Origin of the sequence: Microcoleus sp. B3-A4 (assembly GCF_036705385.1) — a bacterium.
Lineage (GTDB): Bacteria > Cyanobacteriota > Cyanobacteriia > Cyanobacteriales > Microcoleaceae > Microcoleus.
On sequence record NZ_JAUBUI010000033.1, the window covers coordinates 22298 to 42433 of the forward strand.

Consider the following 20136-nt stretch of genomic DNA (forward strand, 5'->3'; position numbering starts at 1 on the left):
AGCCTTCAAACTATATTTAACTTTACACCCGCCTACTGAGTGATTTGAGACTTGGTGCAGACCCAGCTCAAAATCATTGACCCTGAAAAAATCTCAGTTACGGCTCTTTCGTTGTCTAATTAACCCTAGTCTAGTCGAGAATAAGGAGACAGGACTTATGCAACTATTACCGCTGTTCAAGGGTTGCGATGGCAACGCGCCACCTCGAAAGGACGGAGAGACGGTGTTTTTTGCTTGAGTCCTAAGATTTCAAAGGCATTAGGAGATTTTAAGGTGACTCAGGGATTTGATTACGATTTAGCAATTATCGGCGCTGGCGTGGGCGGACACGGCGCGGCCATACACGCGGTTAGCTGCGGGCTGAAAGTGGCAATTATCGAAGCAGGGGACATGGGGGGGACTTGCGTCAACCGCGGCTGCATTCCCTCGAAGGCGCTATTGGCGGCTTCGGGGCGAGTGCGAGAGTTGCGGAATGCCCACCACCTGAAGACTTTGGGAATTCAGTTGGGGAATGTGGATTTCGATCGCGGGGCGATCGCCAATCACGCTAACACTATTGTTAGCAAACTTCGCGGCGACTTGACCAACAGCCTCAAACGTTTGAATGTCGATGTCATCCAAGGTTGGGGCAAAATTGCCAGTGCTCAAAAAATTACCGTCGAAACCGATAAAGGCGAGAAAACTATTACCGCCAAGGATATTATTCTCGCTCCCGGTTCGGTTCCCTTCGTCCCCCCCGGGATAGAAATTGACGGCAAAACTGTATTTACCAGCGACGATGCTGTCAGGTTGGAATCGCTGCCGAAGTGGATCGCAATTATTGGTAGCGGTTACATCGGTTTGGAGTTTTCCGATATTTACACCGCACTGGGCTGTGAAATTACGATGATTGAAGCTCTAGATCAGTTGATGCCGACTTTCGATCCAGATATTGCTAAGTTAGCAGAACGGGTGTTAATTGCACCCCGCGATATTGAAACAAAAGTGGGTGTTTTGGCTAAGAAGATTACTCCTGGTTCGCCGGTGATTATTGAATTAGCTGATTTCAAGACTAAGGAAATTGTCGAAGTTTTGGAAGTAGATGCTTGTTTGGTAGCAACTGGGCGAGTTCCTGTCAGTAAGAATTTGGGGTTAGAAACAGTTGGCGTGGAAACGATGCGCGGTTATATCCCAGTTAACGATAAGATGCAGGTTTTAGCGGCGGGAGAACCGGTGCAAAATTTGTGGGCGATCGGCGATGTTAACGGCAAAATGATGTTAGCGCATTCTGCGTCTGCTCAGGGAATTGCTGCGGTAGAAAATATTTGCGGCCGTGCCCGCGAAGTTGACTATTTGAGTATCCCGGCAGCGGCGTTTACTCACCCGGAAATTAGCTATGTGGGGATGACTGAACCTGCGGCCAAAGAGTTAGGAAAAACAGAAGGGTTTGAGGTAGCTTCTGTCAAGACTTATTTTAAGGGAAATTCTAAGGCTATTGCTGAAGGGGAAACCGACGGTACGGCTAAGGTGATTTACCGGAAAGATACTGGGGAGTTGTTGGGAGTTCACATTTTCGGTTTGCACGCTTCGGATTTAATTCAGGAGGCAGCAAATGCGATCGCCCAGCGCGATTCTGTTAACAATTTAGCATTCCGAGTGCACACTCACCCGACGCTTTCGGAAGTGTTGGATGAGGCTTTCAAACGGGCGGCTGGAGCGGGTAGCCATTAATTTCTAGGGGCGGTTTTATTGTTTTAGATCCCCGACTTCTTGAAGAAGTCGGGGATTTCAGTATTCTGTTTTAGGGCGGTGGTAGAGCAACTTAAAGAAGATGAAAGTGCTCGCAATTGCATCTTTTAGGATTCTCCAGAACAGGCAAGATGCCTGTTCCACAAAGAGTAAGTTTTTTTGACGGGTGGGCATCCTGCCCGCCCGTCAAAGGCTTCTTGAGAAATGACATTCCCTCTTTGCGAATATTCCTCAATAAATGCCCGCTGTAATGTATAAATCGCTGTTCGTCCATAAACAAACAGCTAATCACTTCATCATTTGAGAGCGACAAATCTGCTACAATCTGAAGAGTTCTATCAATTTCTTCGCCCGCTTGAACTGGCGCTTTCAGAACTACTAACACATCTATATCTGAGTCGGGATGTGCATCGCCTCGGGCTTGGGAACCGTAGAGTACCATTTGGGTGAGGCGATCGCCGTAGAGTTGCTCGAAGTGCGATCGTAATTGCGTCAGTATGTTTTTAAGCTTATCGTTAACGATCATATTTGTAGTAAATGATTGGAGGGCGATCGGGATTGTTTCGTTATACCAAATATCCGACTCCGATTTTCTCCTACTCACGATAGCTTGTCTCATCAATGGTGGTCAAAGCGGTAAATTTCCCTATGGTGTTAGAGAAACAGAATTAGTGATACTCAAAAAAAGAGCGATCGCACCTCAATAATATAAGGGCGATCGCTCTTTCAGCAACTAAGTCAATTCTCAGAAATACCAGAGCAACATAGCCTGTGCCTAGCATTTTCAGGTCATGAATTTAAAAGACTATTGGAGTTGAGCTGCTTCAACTATAGCCTTGACCATATTAATAGCTTCCTTGATAGGTATTTGACCAGTTTCGACAGCCCTCATTAAATCCTGAGCCTCTTTAGGGCTAATTAGATTAAGCCTAACTGGTTCTTTCAAGGAAACGATAAATTTTGTCTTGTCACTGTCTTCAAGCTTAGATGCTCTTTCTTTTGCTTCAACCTCTCTTAGCAGTTCATTTAACTGTTTGAGAATTTCTGCTTTTTTCCCTTCGTTGGAAGTGCCATCAAAGAAGATCCTCTTTGCTCCAACGAGAGCTGCTGCACCTAATGCTGCACCGCCAACAACCAATCCTACTGGGGGTGCAACCGCTATTAGCCCAAAAAATATGGATGTACCGCCGAAAGCCGCAACAGCACCCGCAGCAGCACCAGCACCTACCACACCAATCCCAATATCAGCTAAAATTCCTAGCTTATCATGAGGATTTTTTTCCAATTCCTCGATCGCTTTAAGGATTTGCTCCTTAGTTAGAGTTTTCTTTCCTGACATATTAAGCCTTATGATTTTTTCAAATTTTATTATTTAAGCAGTGATAACGTTGCGAAAAACTGCATTGAAAACATCAATCAGTAGTTGAAAAAACAATTGGGCGATTTGAATAAAGTCTTGTGTTACTCCAACTATGCCATCTACTTGACGGTAGCCTTGATCTAGTCTATGTCCAGCGATCGCACCAACAGTTATACCTAGCACTGCTGCCAATGGCGCTAACACTGGGCCTATAATTGGTACTGAACTTGCCAATAGCCCCACAGCAGCTCCTAGAGCAATGCCCGTAGCTAAATTAGGATGTGCCTTGACAAACTCGATAATTTTGATCAAAACAATTTTCCCTACAGCCAAAACTTTGTTACCAGCTTTTTTCGTGTAGCTAGCCAACTCGTGCAATCTGATAATGACTTCGTGGGGCAAGCCACAATCATTTAACCAGACATACAACTCGCTACTACTCATTGAATCGGCATCTACTTGCCAGAGAGCCATTTTTAAGTTTGCTTGGGGGAGGGATAATGCTTGTGCAGTCATTTTTTTCCTATGGGAAAGCTATAATAGTGCCTCTTAAATATGATTGTGACTATAAAATCTCAGTCTTGTCCAGTCGGAAAAAGTCGGATAAAGTAAGCACTTTTATATCATTTGCCATTTACCCACGCCAGAAAAAGCTGGACAAACTCAATCGGGTCGGAAAAAGTCGGATCGAGTAGGATATAATAGGCAAAACCCCAGCATCAACCCGACCTATGGACGTTCAAGAAGTCTTAAAACTTGCCGACGACCTAGTTTTTATCAATACGGGAAAACACTTAGACACTCTGCAAGAGGTCATACTGCGGGGAACTTTACAAGGTCAGAAATACTCAAAAATAGCAGATGAATCTCACTGTAGTGAAGGTCACATTAAAGATATTGCCTCTGCATTATGGAAGCTATTATCAGAAGTATTAGGCGAAGAAGTCAATAAAGCAAATTTTAGAGTCAGATTGGAACAAGTAAAATTATCAAATCTCTGGAACTTCAATAAAGATTTTGTACACATTGGTAACGTCAATTTCTGTGAAAATAATTCACACTCCCCAAAATTCCCCAATTCACCAACCGATGAAGAACCTCTAAACAAAGGCAACACTGAACTAAAATTGCGTCAATTCTTAGCTGAAATGCCTAAGTCTGGCATTTTCTACGATCGCACATCCGAACTCGCCACCCTCAAACAGTGGATTTTACAAGAAAACACCCGCCTAGTCTCCATACACGGCCTAATCGGCATTGGCAAAACCGCACTCGCAGTAAATCTAGTAGAACAAATCAAACATGAATTTGATTTTATCATCTGGCGAAGTCTCGCCACATCTCCACCCCTGTCAATACTTCAAACAAATATAATTCAAGCCTTCTGTAGGGGCGGCGCCCCAAATGCCGACGGCGTGGTTGTCCTAGATAATGGGGAAACTACGGGGGGTTTGCCACTACTGAACTACTTGCAAAAATACCGCTGTCTGCTGATACTCGATGACGTACAAATGATAAACAGCAGCGGGCAACTCGCTGGCAATTACCAACTTGGATACGAAGATTACGGCACGCTATTTCGACAAGTAGGAGAATTATCTCACAACAGTTGTTTGGTGTTACTCTGTTGGGAAAAACCCAGAGAAATCGCCGCATTAGAAGGAAAAAATCAGCCAATTCGCTCATTGCAACTGAATGGTTTAGGTGCTGAAGCGGGGGAAATTCTTAGAGAAAAAGGTTTAACTGAAGATGCAAAATTGTCAGAACTAATTGAACAATACAGAGGCAATCCCTTGTGGTTAAAAATAGTTGCGACCATGATTCAAGATTTATTTAACGGCAGCCTATCGGAATTTTTGTCGGATGATACACTATTTTTAGGTGATTTAGAATCTTTACTGCATCAGCCATTTAATCGCTTATCCGAGTCAGAAAAACAGGTAATGTCATGGCTAGCGAGTGAAACCGCGCCAGTTTCCATCTCAAAAGTGCCAGAGAATCTGCACTTATCTCGCTCGCAATTTTTGAAAGTGATGCAATCCTTGGGACGGCGTTCATTAGTTGAAAAAATCCAGGAAGGCGATCGCACATTTTTTACCCTTGCCCCGGTACTAAAAGAGTATGTTAAAACTAACTATTCCCGCCCAAACATAGAAAAAGAAGCCCGATCGCCCTTATAATATCCTTAGTATTGGGAAGCCAAAAACCATGTCACTCACACAAACCCAAGTAACCTATACTGAAGCTTTGGCCAATCTTGATGAACTGTGCGAACAAGTCATAAGCGATCGCGATGCCATCATCATCACCCGCAAAGACGGCGAAAACGTAGCCTTAATTGCCGCTGACGAGTTGGCAAGCTTATTGGAGACATTGCACCTGCTGCGATCGCCCAAAAACGCCGATCGCTTGTTAAGTGCCCTGAAACAGGCAAAAGCCAGAACAGCCAAACCTCAGACTGTCAGTGAATTATCTTGAACTTAGAAAAGTGCGATCGACCTTTTGGTAAAATTTGGGAATGCGCGATCGACCTTTGTTTATTGAATTGGCTTTTCAGTCCTCTTTTAGAGGACTTTTGCTATGAGACGGGGGTTTTCAACCCCCGGCGGACTTGCGGGTTAGCGAATGGATTTTGGCTGCCCAAAAGTGCGATTCCTACGGGATAGCTACGCACGCGCGTACTTTTTCCACATCATTCTCTAATATGGAATCCAATCTAACTTATCGAGCCATTCTTCAGCTTCAGTAGTTTCCCAAATAAAATGAATTGTTTCTGCCCATCTGCCGATACTTCCACTTGGACGCACCCAAACTAATCCCCAACTTTGTCCCCCTGCGGCCCAATGTTCCTCCAAATGTCCGGGAATACTTTTGCGATTATCCGTCACTAATAGTCGTTTCGATGATTCCAAATAAATGAGAATCTCTGGATCTAAGGTGCCTAATGGCGGTGCATTTGAATCACCCACCCGTAAAATATCTATCTCCGGATCGAGGTTTAAAACAGCACTTTTGAGCTTAGGAGGCAAATTTTCATCGAGTAAAAAACGAATTTTCACTTCAGGTTAAGTAACTCCTGTTCTCGCTGTGCTTTGATTGCTCTCAAACGCAATGCTAGAGGAGATGGATTAGCCAACCATTCCTGATAGCGTTCTTCCCGCCACTTCGCCAGCCGCAACATATAAGCATCCATCTGCCTCCGATTTTGCAGATAATAAGTTAGCGTCGCGTAAATTTTCTCTAAATTCAAACTTGGTAATTCTTCCAGAATTTGGTCTGGCGAATATCCATCCAAGTAATATTTAATTACGTCGTCGATGCCGATCCGATGTCCTTTGATGCGGATGTCATCGGGGTCGAGAAATTCAAAATATTCTTCTAGTTGCATCGGTTTATCTCCGAATACTTAGTTAATCGCATTTTATCATAAATGGAAAAGGGCGCTCGACCTTATATAATAAAAACTTGTTGCGATCGCCCTTTATCCCCCTATCATGCTTCAAATCCGCCGTCGTCCCCCCAGCACCTCAGTCTCCGTACTCTACCTCAGCTACCAAATCGCCGTACCCGACGCCGAACCCCAGCACATCCTCGAAGAAATCGTCTGGGAAAAAGAAGCTGAAGTTGCCCAAAAGCGCGATCGCACCCCATTAGCCGAGCTTCACAAAAAACTCCCGTTTGCACCGCCCATCCGCGACTTCCTCGCCGCCCTTAAAAACGGCAAAACCACACCCGCTATCATCGCCGAAGTTAAAAAAGCTTCCCCCAGCAAAGGTGTAATTCGCGAAGATTTCGACCCAGTGGCGATCGCCCTAGCTTACGAACAAAACGGCGCCAGTTGCATCTCCGTACTTACCGATGAAAAGTTCTTTCAAGGCAGTTTCGACAACCTCGCTAAAATCCGTGCCGCTGTCGATTTACCCTTACTTTGCAAAGAGTTTATTATCTATCCCTACCAAATTTATCTCGCCCGGATTCACGGCGCCGATGCTGTATTGTTAATCGCAGCTATTCTATCTGACAAAGACTTACAATACTTTGTAAAAATTGTCAAGACTTTGGGCATGACAGCTTTAATAGAAGTTCACACTCTCGAAGAACTCGATCGAGTATTAACCCTAGAAGGCGTTAACCTGATCGGCATCAACAACCGCAACCTTGAAGACTTTTCCGTCAGCCTAGAAACTACCGGTCAACTATTAGCCGATCGACCAACCGAAATCCAAGCAAAAGGCATCCTCATCGTCAGCGAGTCAGGAATCCACACTGCCGCAGACCTAACTCAAGTTGCCACCGCCGGAGCCCAAGCCGTTCTCATCGGCGAATCTCTGGTCAAGCAGCCCGATCCAGGCGCCGCTTTAGCCACCCTTGCCGATCGCCCTCCCAGCCTGTGAAAGGCGAGACCGCTTGACAAACCACCCTTAATTCTGATAAAAAATGATTAAGTAGGTAAATAATGAGAATTTCTACCCTGCATCGACTCAAGCGCTACTGTAAAAAAGAAATAGCACTCAAAGCTATATTGCATAGAAATATTTTGCCAGAAAGCAATTAAATCTATTCTGTAAGCGGGTCGATCGCAAGATTTAGCGTGTCCAACGCACCCAGCCCCGAATATTTGATCGGCAAAGCAGGGGTTTTTGTACGGTTAGAAAACAAATAAAAAATCGGGCATCTAATGTTCACCTGTGATGCCTCATTCAATTGCAATGGGGTGTCGGTTCGCTGAGGTATATTAGCTTTCATGGAGCCAATCCCCCTTCCTTCGTACATTCATTATGAATTGCTACTTCAATTGTTAGAACGCAAAACGATGTTTGCTGTCAGTCCACAATCGCCGCAGCAGCAACAAGTGCACCAACTTATTATTACACTGCGTAAAGCCCTTGCCATTCAAAAGCAATTAGAACAAAGCTGCGAGCGATCGAACTTAGCGGTAGAACATCGCTGGGCTCTAAATGAAATTAACCACAAGGGAGTTAAAAGTTAAAAAAATTAGAGTACCGACGTGACGCATCGTATTTGATTTATTCTATAGAACTCCCACAGGAAAAGTTAGGACAATATCATGGACAACAAATTAATGCTGATGATTCCCGGCCCGACACCGGTGCCTGAAGCGGCATTGTTAGCGATGGCAAAACACCCGATGGGCCACCGCAGCAAGGAATTTGACGGGATTTTTGCAGAATGTACCGAAAACCTCAAATGGCTGCACCAAACTAAAAATGACGTGCTGAGTTTAACGGTTTCTGGTACCGGGGCAATGGAAGCTGGGATAATTAATTTCCTGAGTGCGGGCGATCGAGTTTTAGTCGGTACTAACGGCAAATTTGGTGAACGTTGGGCCGAAGTCGCCGAAGCTTACGGTTTAAACGCCGAAATTATTAAAGCCGAATGGGGCCAACCTTTAGACCCCGAACACTTCCGCGAAAAACTCGAAGCAGATACACAGAAGCAAATCAAAGCTGTCATCATCACCCACTCGGAAACCTCTACCGGCGTCCTCAACGACCTCGAAACCATCAACCGCCACGTTAAAGCCCACGGTGAAGCTTTAATTATGGTCGATGCTGTCACTAGCTTAGGCGCTGTCAATATTCCGATGGACGCTTGGGGAATCGATGTCATTGCTTCGGGTTCTCAGAAAGCTTACATGATTCCTCCAGGTTTGGGTTTTGTGGCCGTCAGTCCCAAAGCTTGGGAAGCTTACAAAACTGCGAAACTGCCGCGCTATTATTTGGATTTGGGTAAATATAGCAAAGACGCTGCCAAAAATACCACTCCTTTTACTCCCCCTGTCAATATGTTTTTTGCCCTGCAAGCATCGCTGCAGATGATGAAAACAGAAGGGTTGGAAAATGTTTTCGCGCGACACCAACGCTTAATGAAAACTACTCGCGCTGCTGTCAAAGCTTTAGGTTTGCCGTTGTTTGCTGCTGACGATGCCGCCAGCCCTGCGATTACTTCGGTTATGCCGCCAGCATCCGTAGATGCTCAAAAAGTGCGGACTTTGATGAGAAAGAGATTTGACATTGCTCTCGCCGACGGACAAGACCATTTGAAAGGTAAAATCTTCCGAATCGGCCATTTGGGCTTTGTCTCCGATCGCGATATTCTAGCAGCAATTTCCTCTTTAGAAGTCGTGTTGCGAGAATTGGGTCATGAAGGCTACACTCCTGGTGCCGGCGTTGCCGCTGCTGCGAAACTTTTGGCTGAATCTTAATCCCAGTTATTAAAGGATTTTGGATTTTTGATTATTTATATCTAAAATCTAAAATCCTTTTAATATGCTTGGGATAACCAATCAAAAATTTTATCCAACTGGTCGAGAGTGACTAAACCGTATTGCCACAGAACCATCGGCAAGGAATTCGGGTCTTTATCAGGCTGCCGCTGTTTGTCACCGCCGACACGTTCGGCGACAGCAATTGACGCGGGAGAAATTGCCAAATCTTCTTGTAAAAATCGAATTAATCGAGTGTATGTAGCGGGTGCCATGTGATTTCACCTCTAAGTATAGGACACCATTTTCTGATGTGAACCTGATGTTTTTGATGAGTAATAAGCCAGTTTTAAATTTGTCTTGTAACCGTCGATAGCTGTTAAAACAGTATTAGCGGTTGAACTGCCAAACGTAATGCTGATTGCGAGCGCACAAGCTAACCTTTCCCAAAAAGTGAAAGGTTTTGCAATTTTGCTGATGTCGGCCCGATCGACTTGCGATCGCGATCGAACCTAAACTGAATACCTCGGCATCTTTGCAGCGCGAATCAGAATAAATTCTGCTACCTAACACTACTAAACCAAGTTCAGAGTTTAACTTCATCTGCCGAAATGCAGAATCCGCAAATCTACTTCGGCAAAATTAGTTAGATATTTCGATCGAACCCGAAACTGCTACCAGAAGTTAAGTTTGCCAATTACCGCCAATTAACTTGGCTCGTAGCATATTACTTTAGATAGGTTTAGTAGATTTACCTCGCTCGCCAGAACTTCCAGAGAATTTCTTTTCGTGTTGCTATACCTTGAGGCTGAGTATCGTCTCTCAGGATTGGTAACGAGTCGCTGACTCGTCTCATACCTGCGACCAACAATCTACAGCTTCCGGAAACAAGCTCAAGTCCTGACTGGCTGAGATCGACATCGTAGCAAATCTTTCGGTGTTTGTACTGAATGTTACATTAATATTCTAATAGATTTAATCAATTTTTGTAAAGTTTCTAAATTTTCTCCGGTATTCCGAAGGTAGGGGGCTCTCTGGGCGATGGAAAGCGGGGGATTGTGTCTGTGTGCAGATTTTACTGAAACAGTCCGAAGTTTTACTGGAAAAACTCGATTTCAATACGATCGCCCTTTTTGACACCGAGTTCAGCAGCTCGCCCGCCCCGGAGTTCAATAACTCGATCGACAGCAGTATCGGGCCCGTAGGTAGGACAAGGATCGGCAGTACAAGGAGGTGCAGAAACTTCGATCGCCTCAACCACCCCATCTCGCAGAAAAATCATATCCAGAGAAATCTTGCAATTTTGCATCCAAAAATTGACCCGCCGCGCCGATTTAAACTCAAACAGCATTCCTCTGTCATCCGGCAAAGAAGTTCTGTACATTAAACCCATAGCCTGCTGTTCCACTGTTTTCGCCACTTCGAGTTCGATTGGGCGATCGCCTATGCGAGCTCTAGCAGAAACAGGCAGCACTTGACCCGATGTTGTCGCCGTAGGAGACTCAGCCGCCAAAATACCAGTAGCACCAGCATTGGCAACAGGTAAAGTCGGCGAACATCCCAGCAAAAATATAATTACCCCAATACTCAGGAAATTAGCTAAATAACTCATAATGATTTTAGATTGTTGACTGTTGACTGTTGACTGTTGACTGTTGACTGCGTTGAGTGATGACAACTGACAACTGTCAACTGACAACTGACAACTGACTAATGACTGATGACTTCTTCAAGCTTCCCGCATCACATAGCCAACACCGCGCACCGTCTGAATCAAGCGCTTTTCCCCCTCATCTTCAATCTTGAGGCGGAGATAGCGGATGTAAACCTCAATTACATTCGACTCACCCAAAAAGTCGTAACCCCAAACATTTTCCAGAATTTGTTCCCGAGTCAAAACCTCGCGGGGATGTTCCATCAAATACTTTAGCAGCTCATATTCTTTCATCGTCAGGTCGATCGCCCGTCCATTGCGTAAGGCCCGCCTAGAGGCTAAATCCAAAACTAAATCGCCAAACCTCAATTGTTCGTTGCTGGTGTTATCCGGCTGCAAATACAAGCGCACCAACTGCAAAAACTCCTCAGTGCGGTAAGGTTTGAGAAAATAATCATCCGCCCCGGCTTCCAGACAAGCTACGCGATCGTCAACTGTATCACGACCGACCAATAACAGCACTGGCACCCGATTTCCAATACTTCTGAGGTGAGAACATAGTGACAGCCCCGACTCAGGCCCAAGTATCCGGTCAATGACAATCAAAGCTGGCTGCAATTCATGGGCTAAATGTTGGCCGGTGGCGGTATTAGAAGCCACTACCGGTTCGTAACCGGAGGATTTTAAGTCGAGACTCAAGTGTCCGGCGAGAACTTCGTCTGTTTCAACTAGCAGGACACAGGGATTGCGATCGAGAGTAATTGCTGCCATTGAATTGACCTGTGAAGACCATAACTGTTCTAGCACGTCTTAAGGAAGAGAGGGAGAGTGGGAGAGAGGGAGAGGGGGAAAGTGGGAGAATGGGAGAATTACCAATTACCAATTAAGCTATTTGGCATTTAAATTGAAACTTGATCGCCCCGGGCTATCCTGCCCGCCCCACAAGAGTTTAAGTAAAAAGTAGCTTACAAATTAAATGCGCTACAGCTTACCAATTACCAAATTGAATAATTTATGACGATCATCGTATTCGGCAGTATCAACATCGACCTAGCAGCAAAAACTCCCCGGTTGCCACAGCCAGGGGAAACTATCATCGGTAGCAATTTTTTCACAGCCGGCGGCGGCAAAGGAGCAAATCAAGCCGTCGCCGCCGCCCGTCTCGGCACTTCTACCAACATCATCGGCCGCGTCGGCAACGATAAATTTGCTGAAGAATTATTGACAAATTTACAATCTTATGGTTTAAGTACAGACAATGTATTAATAGACCAAAACACTCATTCAGGAGTGGCAATTATCGCGGTAGACGAGACAGGTCAAAATAATATTATTGTGATTCCGGGCGCAAATAACAATGTCGGTGAAGCAGATATAGAACGTCTCAAAAAACTGTTAACATCCGCTACATCTTTGCTGTTACAGTTAGAAATTCCCCTGGAAGTTGTCCAAAAAGCTGCGAAAGCTGCTTGTCAAGCGGGGGTGCGAGTTATTCTCGATCCAGCACCGGCTAGGGCGGATTTGCCGATCGAACTTTATCCGCTAATTGACATTATCACGCCGAATGAAGTGGAAGCCAGCCAGTTAGTCGGTTTTCGGGTGAATGACACGGAAACAGCGATTGTAGCTGCCAAACGCTTGCAGGAGCGTGGCGTCAAGAATGTTATTGTCAAATTGGGCGATCGCGGGGCTGTTGCTGTTACGGCGGATGAAACGTTTTTTGTACCGGCTTTTGCTGTGGAGGCGATCGACACTGTGGCTGCTGGCGATGCTTTTAACGGCGGGTTGGCCTCCGCATTAGATGTCGGTCTGTCCTTGTCAGAGGCGGTGCGGTGGGGCGCAGCAGCGGGCGCTCTGTGCACAACTAAAGTGGGTGCTCAAGGTGCTATGTGCGATCGGGCAACTTTTGATAAATTTTTGCAGAATTTAATTTGAATTTGTCAGGTGCGCGTTAGTTGAATTTGTCAGGTGCAGAAGGCGCACCCTACTTTGACTTGTAAAGCGCGCATTAGTTGAATTGGTAATTTGTAAGGTGCGGAAGGCGCACCCTACTTTAACTATTTTTAGTTAATCGTCGTCTTTGAATTCTTTGGCTAGGCGATCGAGTCGATCGTTATTTTCTTTCGCAAACATGACCAGCAAGCTAACAATATTTGTTGTTAAGCCGCTAGTGGCGGTAATTGTTCCTTCTGGAACTTTGCCAAAAAACAACAATCCGATGCCTAAAATATTGAAAAAAGTGCTGGCAATGATTAATCCAAGAGTTGCGTGAGAACTCAAACGCACTTGTTGACGCCAACTGTCTTGAATAATCTTGCGATCGAGCTTGGCAGAATCATCGGAGGAGGGTGCTTGCTTGGGATGTAATTTATTGTCCGACATTTTATAAATTGAACTCTACAATCCTATTAAAAATCAAGCAAGGTTGAGTTCAGAGTCGAGCGAGAAGGTTGAGCGAGTTGACTTGTTGGTTGACTTGTAGTTGAGATTAAATCTATAATTCGGATGAGTAATTTACTGGAGAGGCATCATGGGGCGATCGCTCAAAGTTGCTCCAGGGTGTATCGCACAAGTCAAATCGGCCTTAGGACGCAACGGCTTTCCGAGTCAGAAGGCTTTGGCTGAAGAATTGGGCATTGGGCAATCCACAGTCAAGAAATTTCTGACGGGACAACCTGTTGATTACTCATATTTTCTGGAAATTAGCGAGAGATTGGGGTATGAATGGAGAAATATCGTACATATAGACGAAACTATCCCTAAGCCTATCTTCGAGGAAACCTCAGCTTTCATCACTGGAACTCCCATCACCCATCCGCGCTACTTTTTCGGGCGACAGAAAGAACTAAAACGCCTATTCGACTTACTGAAACGCCGTCCCCTGCAAAATGCTGCGATTATCGGCAAGAGGCGCAGTGGCAAGACTTCTTTGCTGTACTACTTGAAAAATATTACTACCACCCCAACAGAACAGTTGCGTCCCGGTCAAAAATCTGACTGGTTGCCCCATCCAGAAAACTATCGCTGGATTTTCGTAGATTTTCAAGATTCACGACGGCAAAATCGGGAAGGGCTGCTGCGCTACATTTTAGAATCCCTCAAAATGTCAGTTCCCAGCCCTTGCGACTTAGAAAGATTTATGGATGTGGTTAGCAGTAATTTACGTCAGCCTACAGTCATCCTATTAGATGAAATTGGTGTAGGTTTACAGCGCTGTCCCGAATTAGATGATGGGTTTTGGGAGAGTTTGCGCTCTTTGGCGACTAACCAAACCAATGGGAATTTAGGCTTTGTCTTGGCAACTCCAGAATCGCCTATCGACTTAGCGACTAGCACGGGACATAGTTCACCTTTTTTCAATATCTTTGGATATACCACAACTCTGGGTGCTTTGACTGAAGCTGAAGCGCGCGAGTTGATAGCCTGTTCGCCCATGCCTTTTCCGGCTGAGGATGTCGAGTGGATTTTGACTCAAAGTAAATGCTGGCCTCTGCTGCTGCAAATCCTGTGTCGAGAACGATTATTTAGTCTGGAAGATGGGGAAATGGGGGATGATTGGCGTGAAGAAGGGTTACAACAGATGCAGCCCTTCACTCATTTATTTGAGAAACTTGTCTAGCGCTCGTTATATTTAGGAAACTACTCAAAATTAAGTACGTAAAGCAATTTTATCGCAAGCCCTGGCATTTATCTGTGGGCTCAATCTAAAATCTAAAATCTAAAATCTAAAATTTAAAATCGGATGATCTCGCCCAATCTGCCGCGCAATGCCTACACCAATTCACCAGAACAGCATCCCAACCTAATTTTAGGTAGCCTGCAACTACTGCCTTGGTTATTCTTTCGTCCCTCGGCTTTCCGCAACCATTTAACGCGCATTGACCCGGACTTAGATTTTTATTCTTCTTTACTTATTTTGATTAGAAAACAGCGCTGGCGGAACCTGGCGTTGTGGCGATTGCTAATCCAAGGAAATCTGATCTTGCCTGTTTTGGCTGGTTTAACCCTTACTTTGGTGTTGTGCGGATTGGGTTTTCCACCAGCAATGGCGGCGTGGGGCGTGGCGTGGGGCGTGGTGTCGGGCGTGGCGTGGGGCGTGGCGTGGGGCGTCGTGTGGGGCGTGGGGTGGGGCGTGGGATGGGGGGTGGGGTTGGGCGTGGGGTGGGGGGTGGCGTGGGGCGTGGGGTGGGGCGTGGCGTCGTCGGGCGTGGCGTGGGACACGGCGTTGAGCATGGCGTTGGCCGTGGCGTTGGCCGTGGCGTTGCGCGTGGCGTCGGGCGAGGGGTGGGGCGTGGCGTTGGGCGGGGCGTTGCCCGTGCCGTGGAGCATGGCGTGGAGCATGGCGTGGGGCTTGACGTGGTGCTTGGCGTGGTGCTTGGGAATGACGATAAATTTATGGCTGCCCGTGTTACTGTATCCCTTCGTGACGGGATGGAATATTCTGCTTTACCAACTAGACAAACGACGCACAGCTACTAAACCCAGTTTCTTACGTTGCCATTCTGCTTTTTGGGATGAGCGGCAGGGCTTTCCCCTCCAAGGCTTAGACAAGCACGTTCTCTTAGTAATGGAGCGTAACCCAGAAGAGGGCAAAGCTGCACTCAACTATTTAAACACAAGCCGTCAGCGTTGGGCAGCACAAGCTGTACAAATTGAACTGGATGCACGGGAATTAGAACGTTGTCAAGATGTAGCTGCTATCGCTAACGCCTACCGCAATTTAGCCCTTGGAGAACTGAATAGTCCAGTTAGTTCCCTCCTAAGTAGCTTTAGTAGCGTCAGCGAGGATGTAGCAGCAGCCCTCAACCAAAATAGTGCTTACAACCAGCGTTTAACCCTCAGTGCTGTAGCAGAAAGATTAAATGGTTTAATTCGAGAATTGACCCGCAGTGGTGACAAATATGCAGTACGTTTTCGCCCTATTGCAAATAGTTGGTATGAAACTGTCACCAACTATGTGCAAGAACAGGCGACAGCCGTTGAACTACGACAAGAAATCGACAACCCTTATATCATCGGCGTACCCCTGACAGAACAACAGGAAATCTTCACCGGACGTGCTGACATTGGTACGCGCATCGAGCAATTACTTCTCGACCGCCGCCGCCCTCCTTTGTTACTCTACGGTCAGCGGCGCATGGGCAAAACATCCCTCCTCAACAACCTGGGACGCTTGCTACCGAGCACTATCATTCCCATGTTTGTAGACTTGCAAGGGCCAGTTTCATCAGCGAGTGATTATGCTGGTTTTCTCTACAATATCGCCCGCAGTATGGCAAACTCAGCCCAGCGCCAAAGTGCCTTCACTCTCCCATCTCTTAAGCGCGAAACACTGCAAGATGACCCTTTCACCCGCTTTGATGAATGGCTGGACGAAGTAGAAGAAGCGCTACAACAAAATATTGCCCTGCTTGCCTTGGATGAATTCGAGGCCCTAGATAATGCCATCACAAAAGGACGCTTTGATGAGGAGGATGTTCTGGGAATGTTGCGTCACCTGATTCAACATCGTCCCCGCTTCAAAGTGCTGCTAGCTGGTTCCCATACAATAGAAGAATTTCAGCGTTGGGCTAGCTATTTAATCAATGTCCAAGTCGTTCATATCAGCTACCTGAAACAACCCGAAGCGCGCCAACTAATTGAGCAACCAGTCAAAGATTTTACCCTGCGTTACGAACTCAATGCGGTCGATCGAGTCTTGCAACTCACCCGCTGTCACCCTTTCCTAATACAACTCCTCTGCGCTGAAATTATCGCACTAAAAAACGAGCAAGATCCATCTATCCGCCGACTGGCAACCTTAGCCGATGTAGAAGCAGCAATACCAGAGGCTTTAAGTGTTGGCAGTTTCTTTTTTGCCGATATTCAAAGCAATCAAGCAGATGCAGCAGGATTAGCTATTTTGCAGTTTTTGGCAGCACAAGGAGAAGGGGCAATAGTCAGCCGATTAACTATTTTGCAACACTTTCCCGATAAATCCGATGCTCTCAATTTACTTCTGCAACGCGAATTGATTGAGGAAGTTAGTGAAGGCTACCGTTTCCAAGTAGAATTAATTCGCCGCTGGTTTGCATCATCTCTGTCTGTCCAGTAGTCTAGGGCGAGAGTAAGAAGATATTGCCTGTAGGGACACAACACAGTTGTGTCCTTCCTAACTTTAACTACTTTAGCTTTAACCCTGCGGTCGCTGAATAATTGTTTCAACTACCCGTCGCTTGACTTTTGGATCGATACCAATCAGTCGCACATATTCGCCGCCGTGTTCCGCCAAACAAGTTTCTAAAGATGCAACCACATCTTTTTCTTGTTCAGTTTTAATCGTCGCGCAACTTTGCCAGGAACCAGTCTTAAATCGGCGATTATCTGCATATTCCATGCCAATTTTGCAGCCTCTTGCTAACAACTGCTTTACTTGTTCCAATACCTCGGAACTCAGCCGCGCCGCATGACCGTTACCACCTTCAGAACTTGGCTCAACGTAAGCCTTATAATATTTGGATGACGGGTCGTTTAATTCACTTTGCGTGGGCGCAGCAGCAGCAGGGGCATTTGGCGTTCCTTGAACGTTAAACAGCCGCGATTGGTTGTATTCATCTACTAAGCGCATTTCCTTAATCCGCTTTTGTTGGCCCACCATCAAACTGCCCATTTCTAATAAATGAGCGAGGCTGAAATTCGGGTTATGGAAATCTGGCGCTGCTTCCAAAGTGTTTACCAAACGCTTGGAAACTCGCTCGATTCCTACTTTGTGAATGAATTCGCGGATTTGTTCGTCATAAATGCGCGATCGCAAAGCGCTAAAAAAGTCGATCGCCTGATCTGCAAAATTATCAACTAACGCCACAATATCGGTTTTTGACAATTTGTCCGACTCAAAAATTCCCCCAACAATGCCAATTTTATCATCCCGGCTGGGTTCCCAATAAAACTTTTCCATCCGCCCGTCGCGAATCAGTGGCGCGTACAGCGTAGAAAAATCATTTCCGGTGACAATAATCGGCACTCGGTGCAGTGGCGTACTGTCATAACTTCCCGGTAACTGCACGTTAGTTGGATTATCAGCAATATTCATCAGAGTCGCATTGACCATCTGAGTATTGACAGTATATTGAGTAGTAGTATCGAACCGGCCAGCACCAGCATCCAAATCGTTAATAAAGATAGCGCACATCTCACCCCGCACCCGAATTTGCTCCGCAGCTTCCCGGTAGCGCAAGCGAATTAAACGCGCCGGATCTCCTGCATCCGGGCTTTCTAATTCCCCACCAGATATCATCACCGGTTCAAAGCCCATCCGCCGAAAAACCAGCTCGGTTTGAAAAGTTTTGCCTTCTCCTTTGCGGCCATGAATTCCCAAAATTAGGGGAACTCTTACCCCGGGCAAATTTAAAAAGTTCTTAGTGACGTGCACCGCAACTTTATCGAGAAAGTTAGGAGAAATGTAATAACTCATCAGTAGATTTGTGAGGGATTAATTGTTGTTACTGTTATGATTTTATGACAAAACTAACAGCCTGCACCGCTAACCTGGATTTTTACCGTACAATCGAGGTCTGAATATTATGTGTTAAGGAGCGATTCGTGAGTCCAGAAACCTTACTAAAAGAACCAAGTGTGCAAGCCGAAGCCAGTCCCTTCAGTTCTGAGAGCTTCGACAGCTATGTAATGACAACTTACGGGCGTTTTGCGATCGCCCTAGAACGGGGCCTGGGCTGCCGCGTTTGGGATACCGAGGGTCGCGAATATCTCGATTTTGTGGCGGGTATTGCTACCTGCACTCTGGGACACGCGCACCCGGCAATGATTGCAGCGGTAACTCAGCAAATTCAGACCCTACACCACGTTTCTAATCTTTATTACATCCCCGTACAGGGCGAGTTGGCAAAGTGGCTTGTAGACCATTCTTGCGCGGATAGAGCCTTCTTTTGCAACTCCGGCGCGGAAGCTAATGAAGCGGCAATTAAACTCGCCCGCAAGTACGCCCACGAAAAATTAAATATCTCGAATCCGACAATCATTACCGCCGTTGCGAGTTTCCACGGCCGGACTTTGGCGACAATTACGGCAACGGGACAGCCTAAATACCAGAAGGGTTTTAGCCCCTTGGTGCCCGGATTTCACTATGTGCCCTACAACGATATTAGTGCGATCGAAAGTGCGATCGAGCAACTCGACAAAGACGAACGCCAAGTAGCAGCAATTATGCTGGAAGCGCTGCAAGGTGAAGGCGGAGTTCGCCCCGGAGATATCGCCTACTTCCAGCGCATTCGGGAAATTTGCGACGAAAAAGGCATTTTGCTGATTCTCGACGAAGTGCAAGTCGGGATGGGACGCAGCGGCAAATACTGGGGCTACGAAAACCTCGGCATTGAACCGGATATCTTTACGTCTGCGAAAGGATTGGGTGGCGGTATCCCGATCGGCGCTATGCTGTGCAAATCTTCCTGCGATGTATTTGAACCGGGAAGTCACGCCAGCACATTCGGCGGCAATCCTTTTGCTTGCGCTGTAGCTTTGTGTGTGTGCCAAACTTTAGAACGGGAAAACCTTCTGGAAAACGTGCAGCAGCGCGGGGAACAGTTGAAAGCAGGGCTCAACAAGTTGGCGGCCGAATATCCGCATTTAATTGCCGAAGTGCGCGGCTGGGGTTTGATTGTCGGGATGGAATTGCAAGCTGATATCGAACTTACATCCGCTGATATCGTCAAATCTGCCATCGCCGCAGGAGTTTTGTTGGTTCCTGCAGGGCCGAAAGTGCTGAGATTTGTCCCGCCGCTGATTGTCACCTCCGCTGAAGTCGATCGAGCTCTGCTGGCAGTGGAATCAGCGCTGCGCTCTCAAGCGGTAAAGTAAAATTTACTGAGTTGATTTTTGTTAGCTGTAGCGCTGAAACTCGCGCAAGATCCTAGATAACTCACTTAGTCGAGGACACACTCTTCCTCAGAAACCGGGTTTCTTTCGAGATTCCTCGTTACCAAACCCAATAGTTTCCCAGAAGCCCGGTTTTTTGGCCTAAGTCCGATCGGGGTAAAAGTAAACCCGCCCCGCTGCAAGTCTGTCAGGGCGGGTTTGTCAAATTTAGAACTGTCTGTGAACCCGCCCTGAAAGACTGACGGTGTTTTGAACTGCGATTTTACTAAAGAGCAGCGCGCAAAATTATACTATTAG

22 protein-coding genes are annotated in these 20136 nt (G+C 46.3%); 11 read left to right on the forward strand and 11 right to left on the reverse strand.

Annotated features, from left to right (window positions below):
• Positions 1-273 precede the first annotated feature (273 nt).
• Positions 274-1710, forward strand: a complete 1437-nt coding sequence (gene lpdA / locus QUB33_RS15085; protein WP_333288829.1) for a dihydrolipoyl dehydrogenase — start codon at positions 274-276, stop codon at positions 1708-1710.
• 91 nt (positions 1711-1801) lie between these two features.
• On the opposite strand, the gene QUB33_RS15090 is transcribed toward lpdA, so the two are convergent.
• The 3 genes from QUB33_RS15090 to QUB33_RS15100 all read right to left on the reverse strand — a co-directional run bounded on the left by QUB33_RS15090 (position 1802) and on the right by QUB33_RS15100 (position 3604).
• Positions 1802-2254 (reverse strand): nucleotidyltransferase domain-containing protein, encoded by a 453-nt coding sequence (locus QUB33_RS15090; protein WP_333351420.1) that lies wholly within the window; start codon positions 2252-2254, stop codon positions 1802-1804.
• 279 nt (positions 2255-2533) lie between these two features.
• On the reverse strand, positions 2534-3013 hold the full coding sequence (locus QUB33_RS15095; protein ID WP_333351421.1) for a hypothetical protein: 480 nt from the start codon (positions 3011-3013) through the stop codon (positions 2534-2536).
• 87 nt (positions 3014-3100) lie between these two features.
• Positions 3101-3604 carry a hypothetical protein gene (locus QUB33_RS15100; protein ID WP_333351422.1) on the reverse strand — a complete coding sequence of 168 codons (504 nt, stop codon included), beginning with the start codon at positions 3602-3604 and terminating at the stop codon, positions 3101-3103.
• Positions 3605-3819: 215 nt separating this feature from the next.
• On the opposite strand from QUB33_RS15100, the gene QUB33_RS15105 reads away from it, so the two are divergent.
• From QUB33_RS15105 to QUB33_RS15115, 3 genes are read left to right on the forward strand one after another with little or no spacing between them, the layout of a single operon-like run.
• Positions 3820-5268 (forward strand): NB-ARC domain-containing protein, encoded by a 1449-nt coding sequence (locus QUB33_RS15105; RefSeq protein WP_333351423.1) that lies wholly within the window; start codon positions 3820-3822, stop codon positions 5266-5268.
• 28 nt (positions 5269-5296) lie between these two features.
• A complete protein-coding gene (locus tag QUB33_RS15110) occupies positions 5297-5566 on the forward strand; it encodes a type II toxin-antitoxin system Phd/YefM family antitoxin (protein ID WP_333351424.1) in 270 nt (89 codons plus the stop codon).
• Positions 5563-5754: a hypothetical protein gene (locus QUB33_RS15115; protein ID WP_333351425.1), complete on the forward strand. Its 192-nt coding sequence runs from the start codon at positions 5563-5565 to the stop codon at positions 5752-5754. The genes QUB33_RS15110 and QUB33_RS15115 overlap by 4 nt, the downstream gene beginning before the upstream one ends.
• A gap of 33 nt (positions 5755-5787) precedes the next feature.
• Here QUB33_RS15115 and QUB33_RS15120 read toward each other — a convergent pair whose 3' ends face one another.
• Together QUB33_RS15120 and QUB33_RS15125 are read right to left on the reverse strand one after the other, a co-directional pair.
• Positions 5788-6147 (reverse strand): DUF5615 family PIN-like protein, encoded by a 360-nt coding sequence (locus QUB33_RS15120; RefSeq protein WP_333156722.1) that lies wholly within the window; start codon positions 6145-6147, stop codon positions 5788-5790.
• Positions 6144-6476 carry a DUF433 domain-containing protein gene (locus QUB33_RS15125; protein ID WP_333231853.1) on the reverse strand — a complete coding sequence of 111 codons (333 nt, stop codon included), beginning with the start codon at positions 6474-6476 and terminating at the stop codon, positions 6144-6146. Before QUB33_RS15125 ends, QUB33_RS15120 begins: the two co-directional genes overlap by 4 nt.
• Before the next feature lie 106 nt (positions 6477-6582).
• Between QUB33_RS15125 and trpC the strand changes: the two genes are divergently transcribed.
• The 3 genes from trpC (at position 6583) to QUB33_RS15140 (ending at position 9314) form a co-directional block, all read left to right on the forward strand.
• A complete protein-coding gene (gene trpC / locus QUB33_RS15130; protein WP_333351426.1) occupies positions 6583-7482 on the forward strand; it encodes an indole-3-glycerol phosphate synthase TrpC in 900 nt (299 codons plus the stop codon).
• A 350-nt stretch (positions 7483-7832) separates the two neighbouring features.
• Positions 7833-8078, forward strand: coding sequence for a DUF5340 domain-containing protein (locus QUB33_RS15135; protein WP_333055069.1), 246 nt, complete (start codon positions 7833-7835; stop codon positions 8076-8078).
• A 78-nt stretch (positions 8079-8156) separates the two neighbouring features.
• Entirely contained in the window at positions 8157-9314 is a 1158-nt protein-coding gene (locus QUB33_RS15140; protein ID WP_333351427.1) for an alanine--glyoxylate aminotransferase family protein, read from the forward strand.
• A gap of 59 nt (positions 9315-9373) precedes the next feature.
• Here QUB33_RS15140 and QUB33_RS15145 read toward each other — a convergent pair whose 3' ends face one another.
• The 4 genes from QUB33_RS15145 to nblR form a co-directional block, all read right to left on the reverse strand.
• Positions 9374-9589 carry a DUF2949 domain-containing protein gene (locus tag QUB33_RS15145; protein WP_190737853.1) on the reverse strand — a complete coding sequence of 72 codons (216 nt, stop codon included), beginning with the start codon at positions 9587-9589 and terminating at the stop codon, positions 9374-9376.
• A 115-nt stretch (positions 9590-9704) separates the two neighbouring features.
• Positions 9705-9917, reverse strand: a complete 213-nt coding sequence (locus QUB33_RS15150) for a hypothetical protein (protein WP_333351428.1) — start codon at positions 9915-9917, stop codon at positions 9705-9707.
• A 493-nt stretch (positions 9918-10410) separates the two neighbouring features.
• Complete coding sequence (locus QUB33_RS15155) at positions 10411-10926, reverse strand: DUF192 domain-containing protein (protein ID WP_333351429.1); 516 nt, start codon at positions 10924-10926, stop codon at positions 10411-10413.
• 117 nt (positions 10927-11043) lie between these two features.
• Positions 11044-11739, reverse strand: a complete 696-nt coding sequence (nblR, locus tag QUB33_RS15160; RefSeq protein ID WP_333351430.1) for a response regulator transcription factor NblR — start codon at positions 11737-11739, stop codon at positions 11044-11046.
• Between the two features lie 243 nt (positions 11740-11982).
• Here nblR and rbsK point away from each other — a divergent pair, with 243 nt between their 5' ends.
• On the forward strand, positions 11983-12903 hold the full coding sequence (rbsK, locus tag QUB33_RS15165) for a ribokinase (RefSeq protein WP_333351431.1): 921 nt from the start codon (positions 11983-11985) through the stop codon (positions 12901-12903).
• A gap of 132 nt (positions 12904-13035) precedes the next feature.
• On the opposite strand, the gene QUB33_RS15170 is transcribed toward rbsK, so the two are convergent.
• Entirely contained in the window at positions 13036-13350 is a 315-nt protein-coding gene (locus tag QUB33_RS15170; RefSeq protein WP_333351432.1) for a TRADD-N-associated membrane domain-containing protein, read from the reverse strand.
• Between the two features lie 148 nt (positions 13351-13498).
• Here QUB33_RS15170 and QUB33_RS15175 point away from each other — a divergent pair, with 148 nt between their 5' ends.
• Together QUB33_RS15175 and QUB33_RS15180 are read left to right on the forward strand one after the other, a co-directional pair.
• On the forward strand, positions 13499-14587 hold the full coding sequence (locus QUB33_RS15175; RefSeq protein ID WP_333351433.1) for an ATP-binding protein: 1089 nt from the start codon (positions 13499-13501) through the stop codon (positions 14585-14587).
• Between the two features lie 123 nt (positions 14588-14710).
• A complete protein-coding gene (locus QUB33_RS15180; protein WP_333351434.1) occupies positions 14711-17062 on the forward strand; it encodes an AAA family ATPase in 2352 nt (783 codons plus the stop codon).
• A 78-nt stretch (positions 17063-17140) separates the two neighbouring features.
• Here the strand turns inward: QUB33_RS15180 and QUB33_RS15185 are convergent, their stop codons facing one another.
• Entirely contained in the window at positions 17141-18421 is a 1281-nt protein-coding gene (locus QUB33_RS15185; RefSeq protein ID WP_333351435.1) for a ribulose bisphosphate carboxylase small subunit, read from the reverse strand.
• 128 nt (positions 18422-18549) lie between these two features.
• Here QUB33_RS15185 and QUB33_RS15190 point away from each other — a divergent pair, with 128 nt between their 5' ends.
• A complete protein-coding gene (locus tag QUB33_RS15190; RefSeq protein ID WP_333351436.1) occupies positions 18550-19821 on the forward strand; it encodes an aspartate aminotransferase family protein in 1272 nt (423 codons plus the stop codon).
• Positions 19822-20136: the final 315 nt, after the last annotated feature.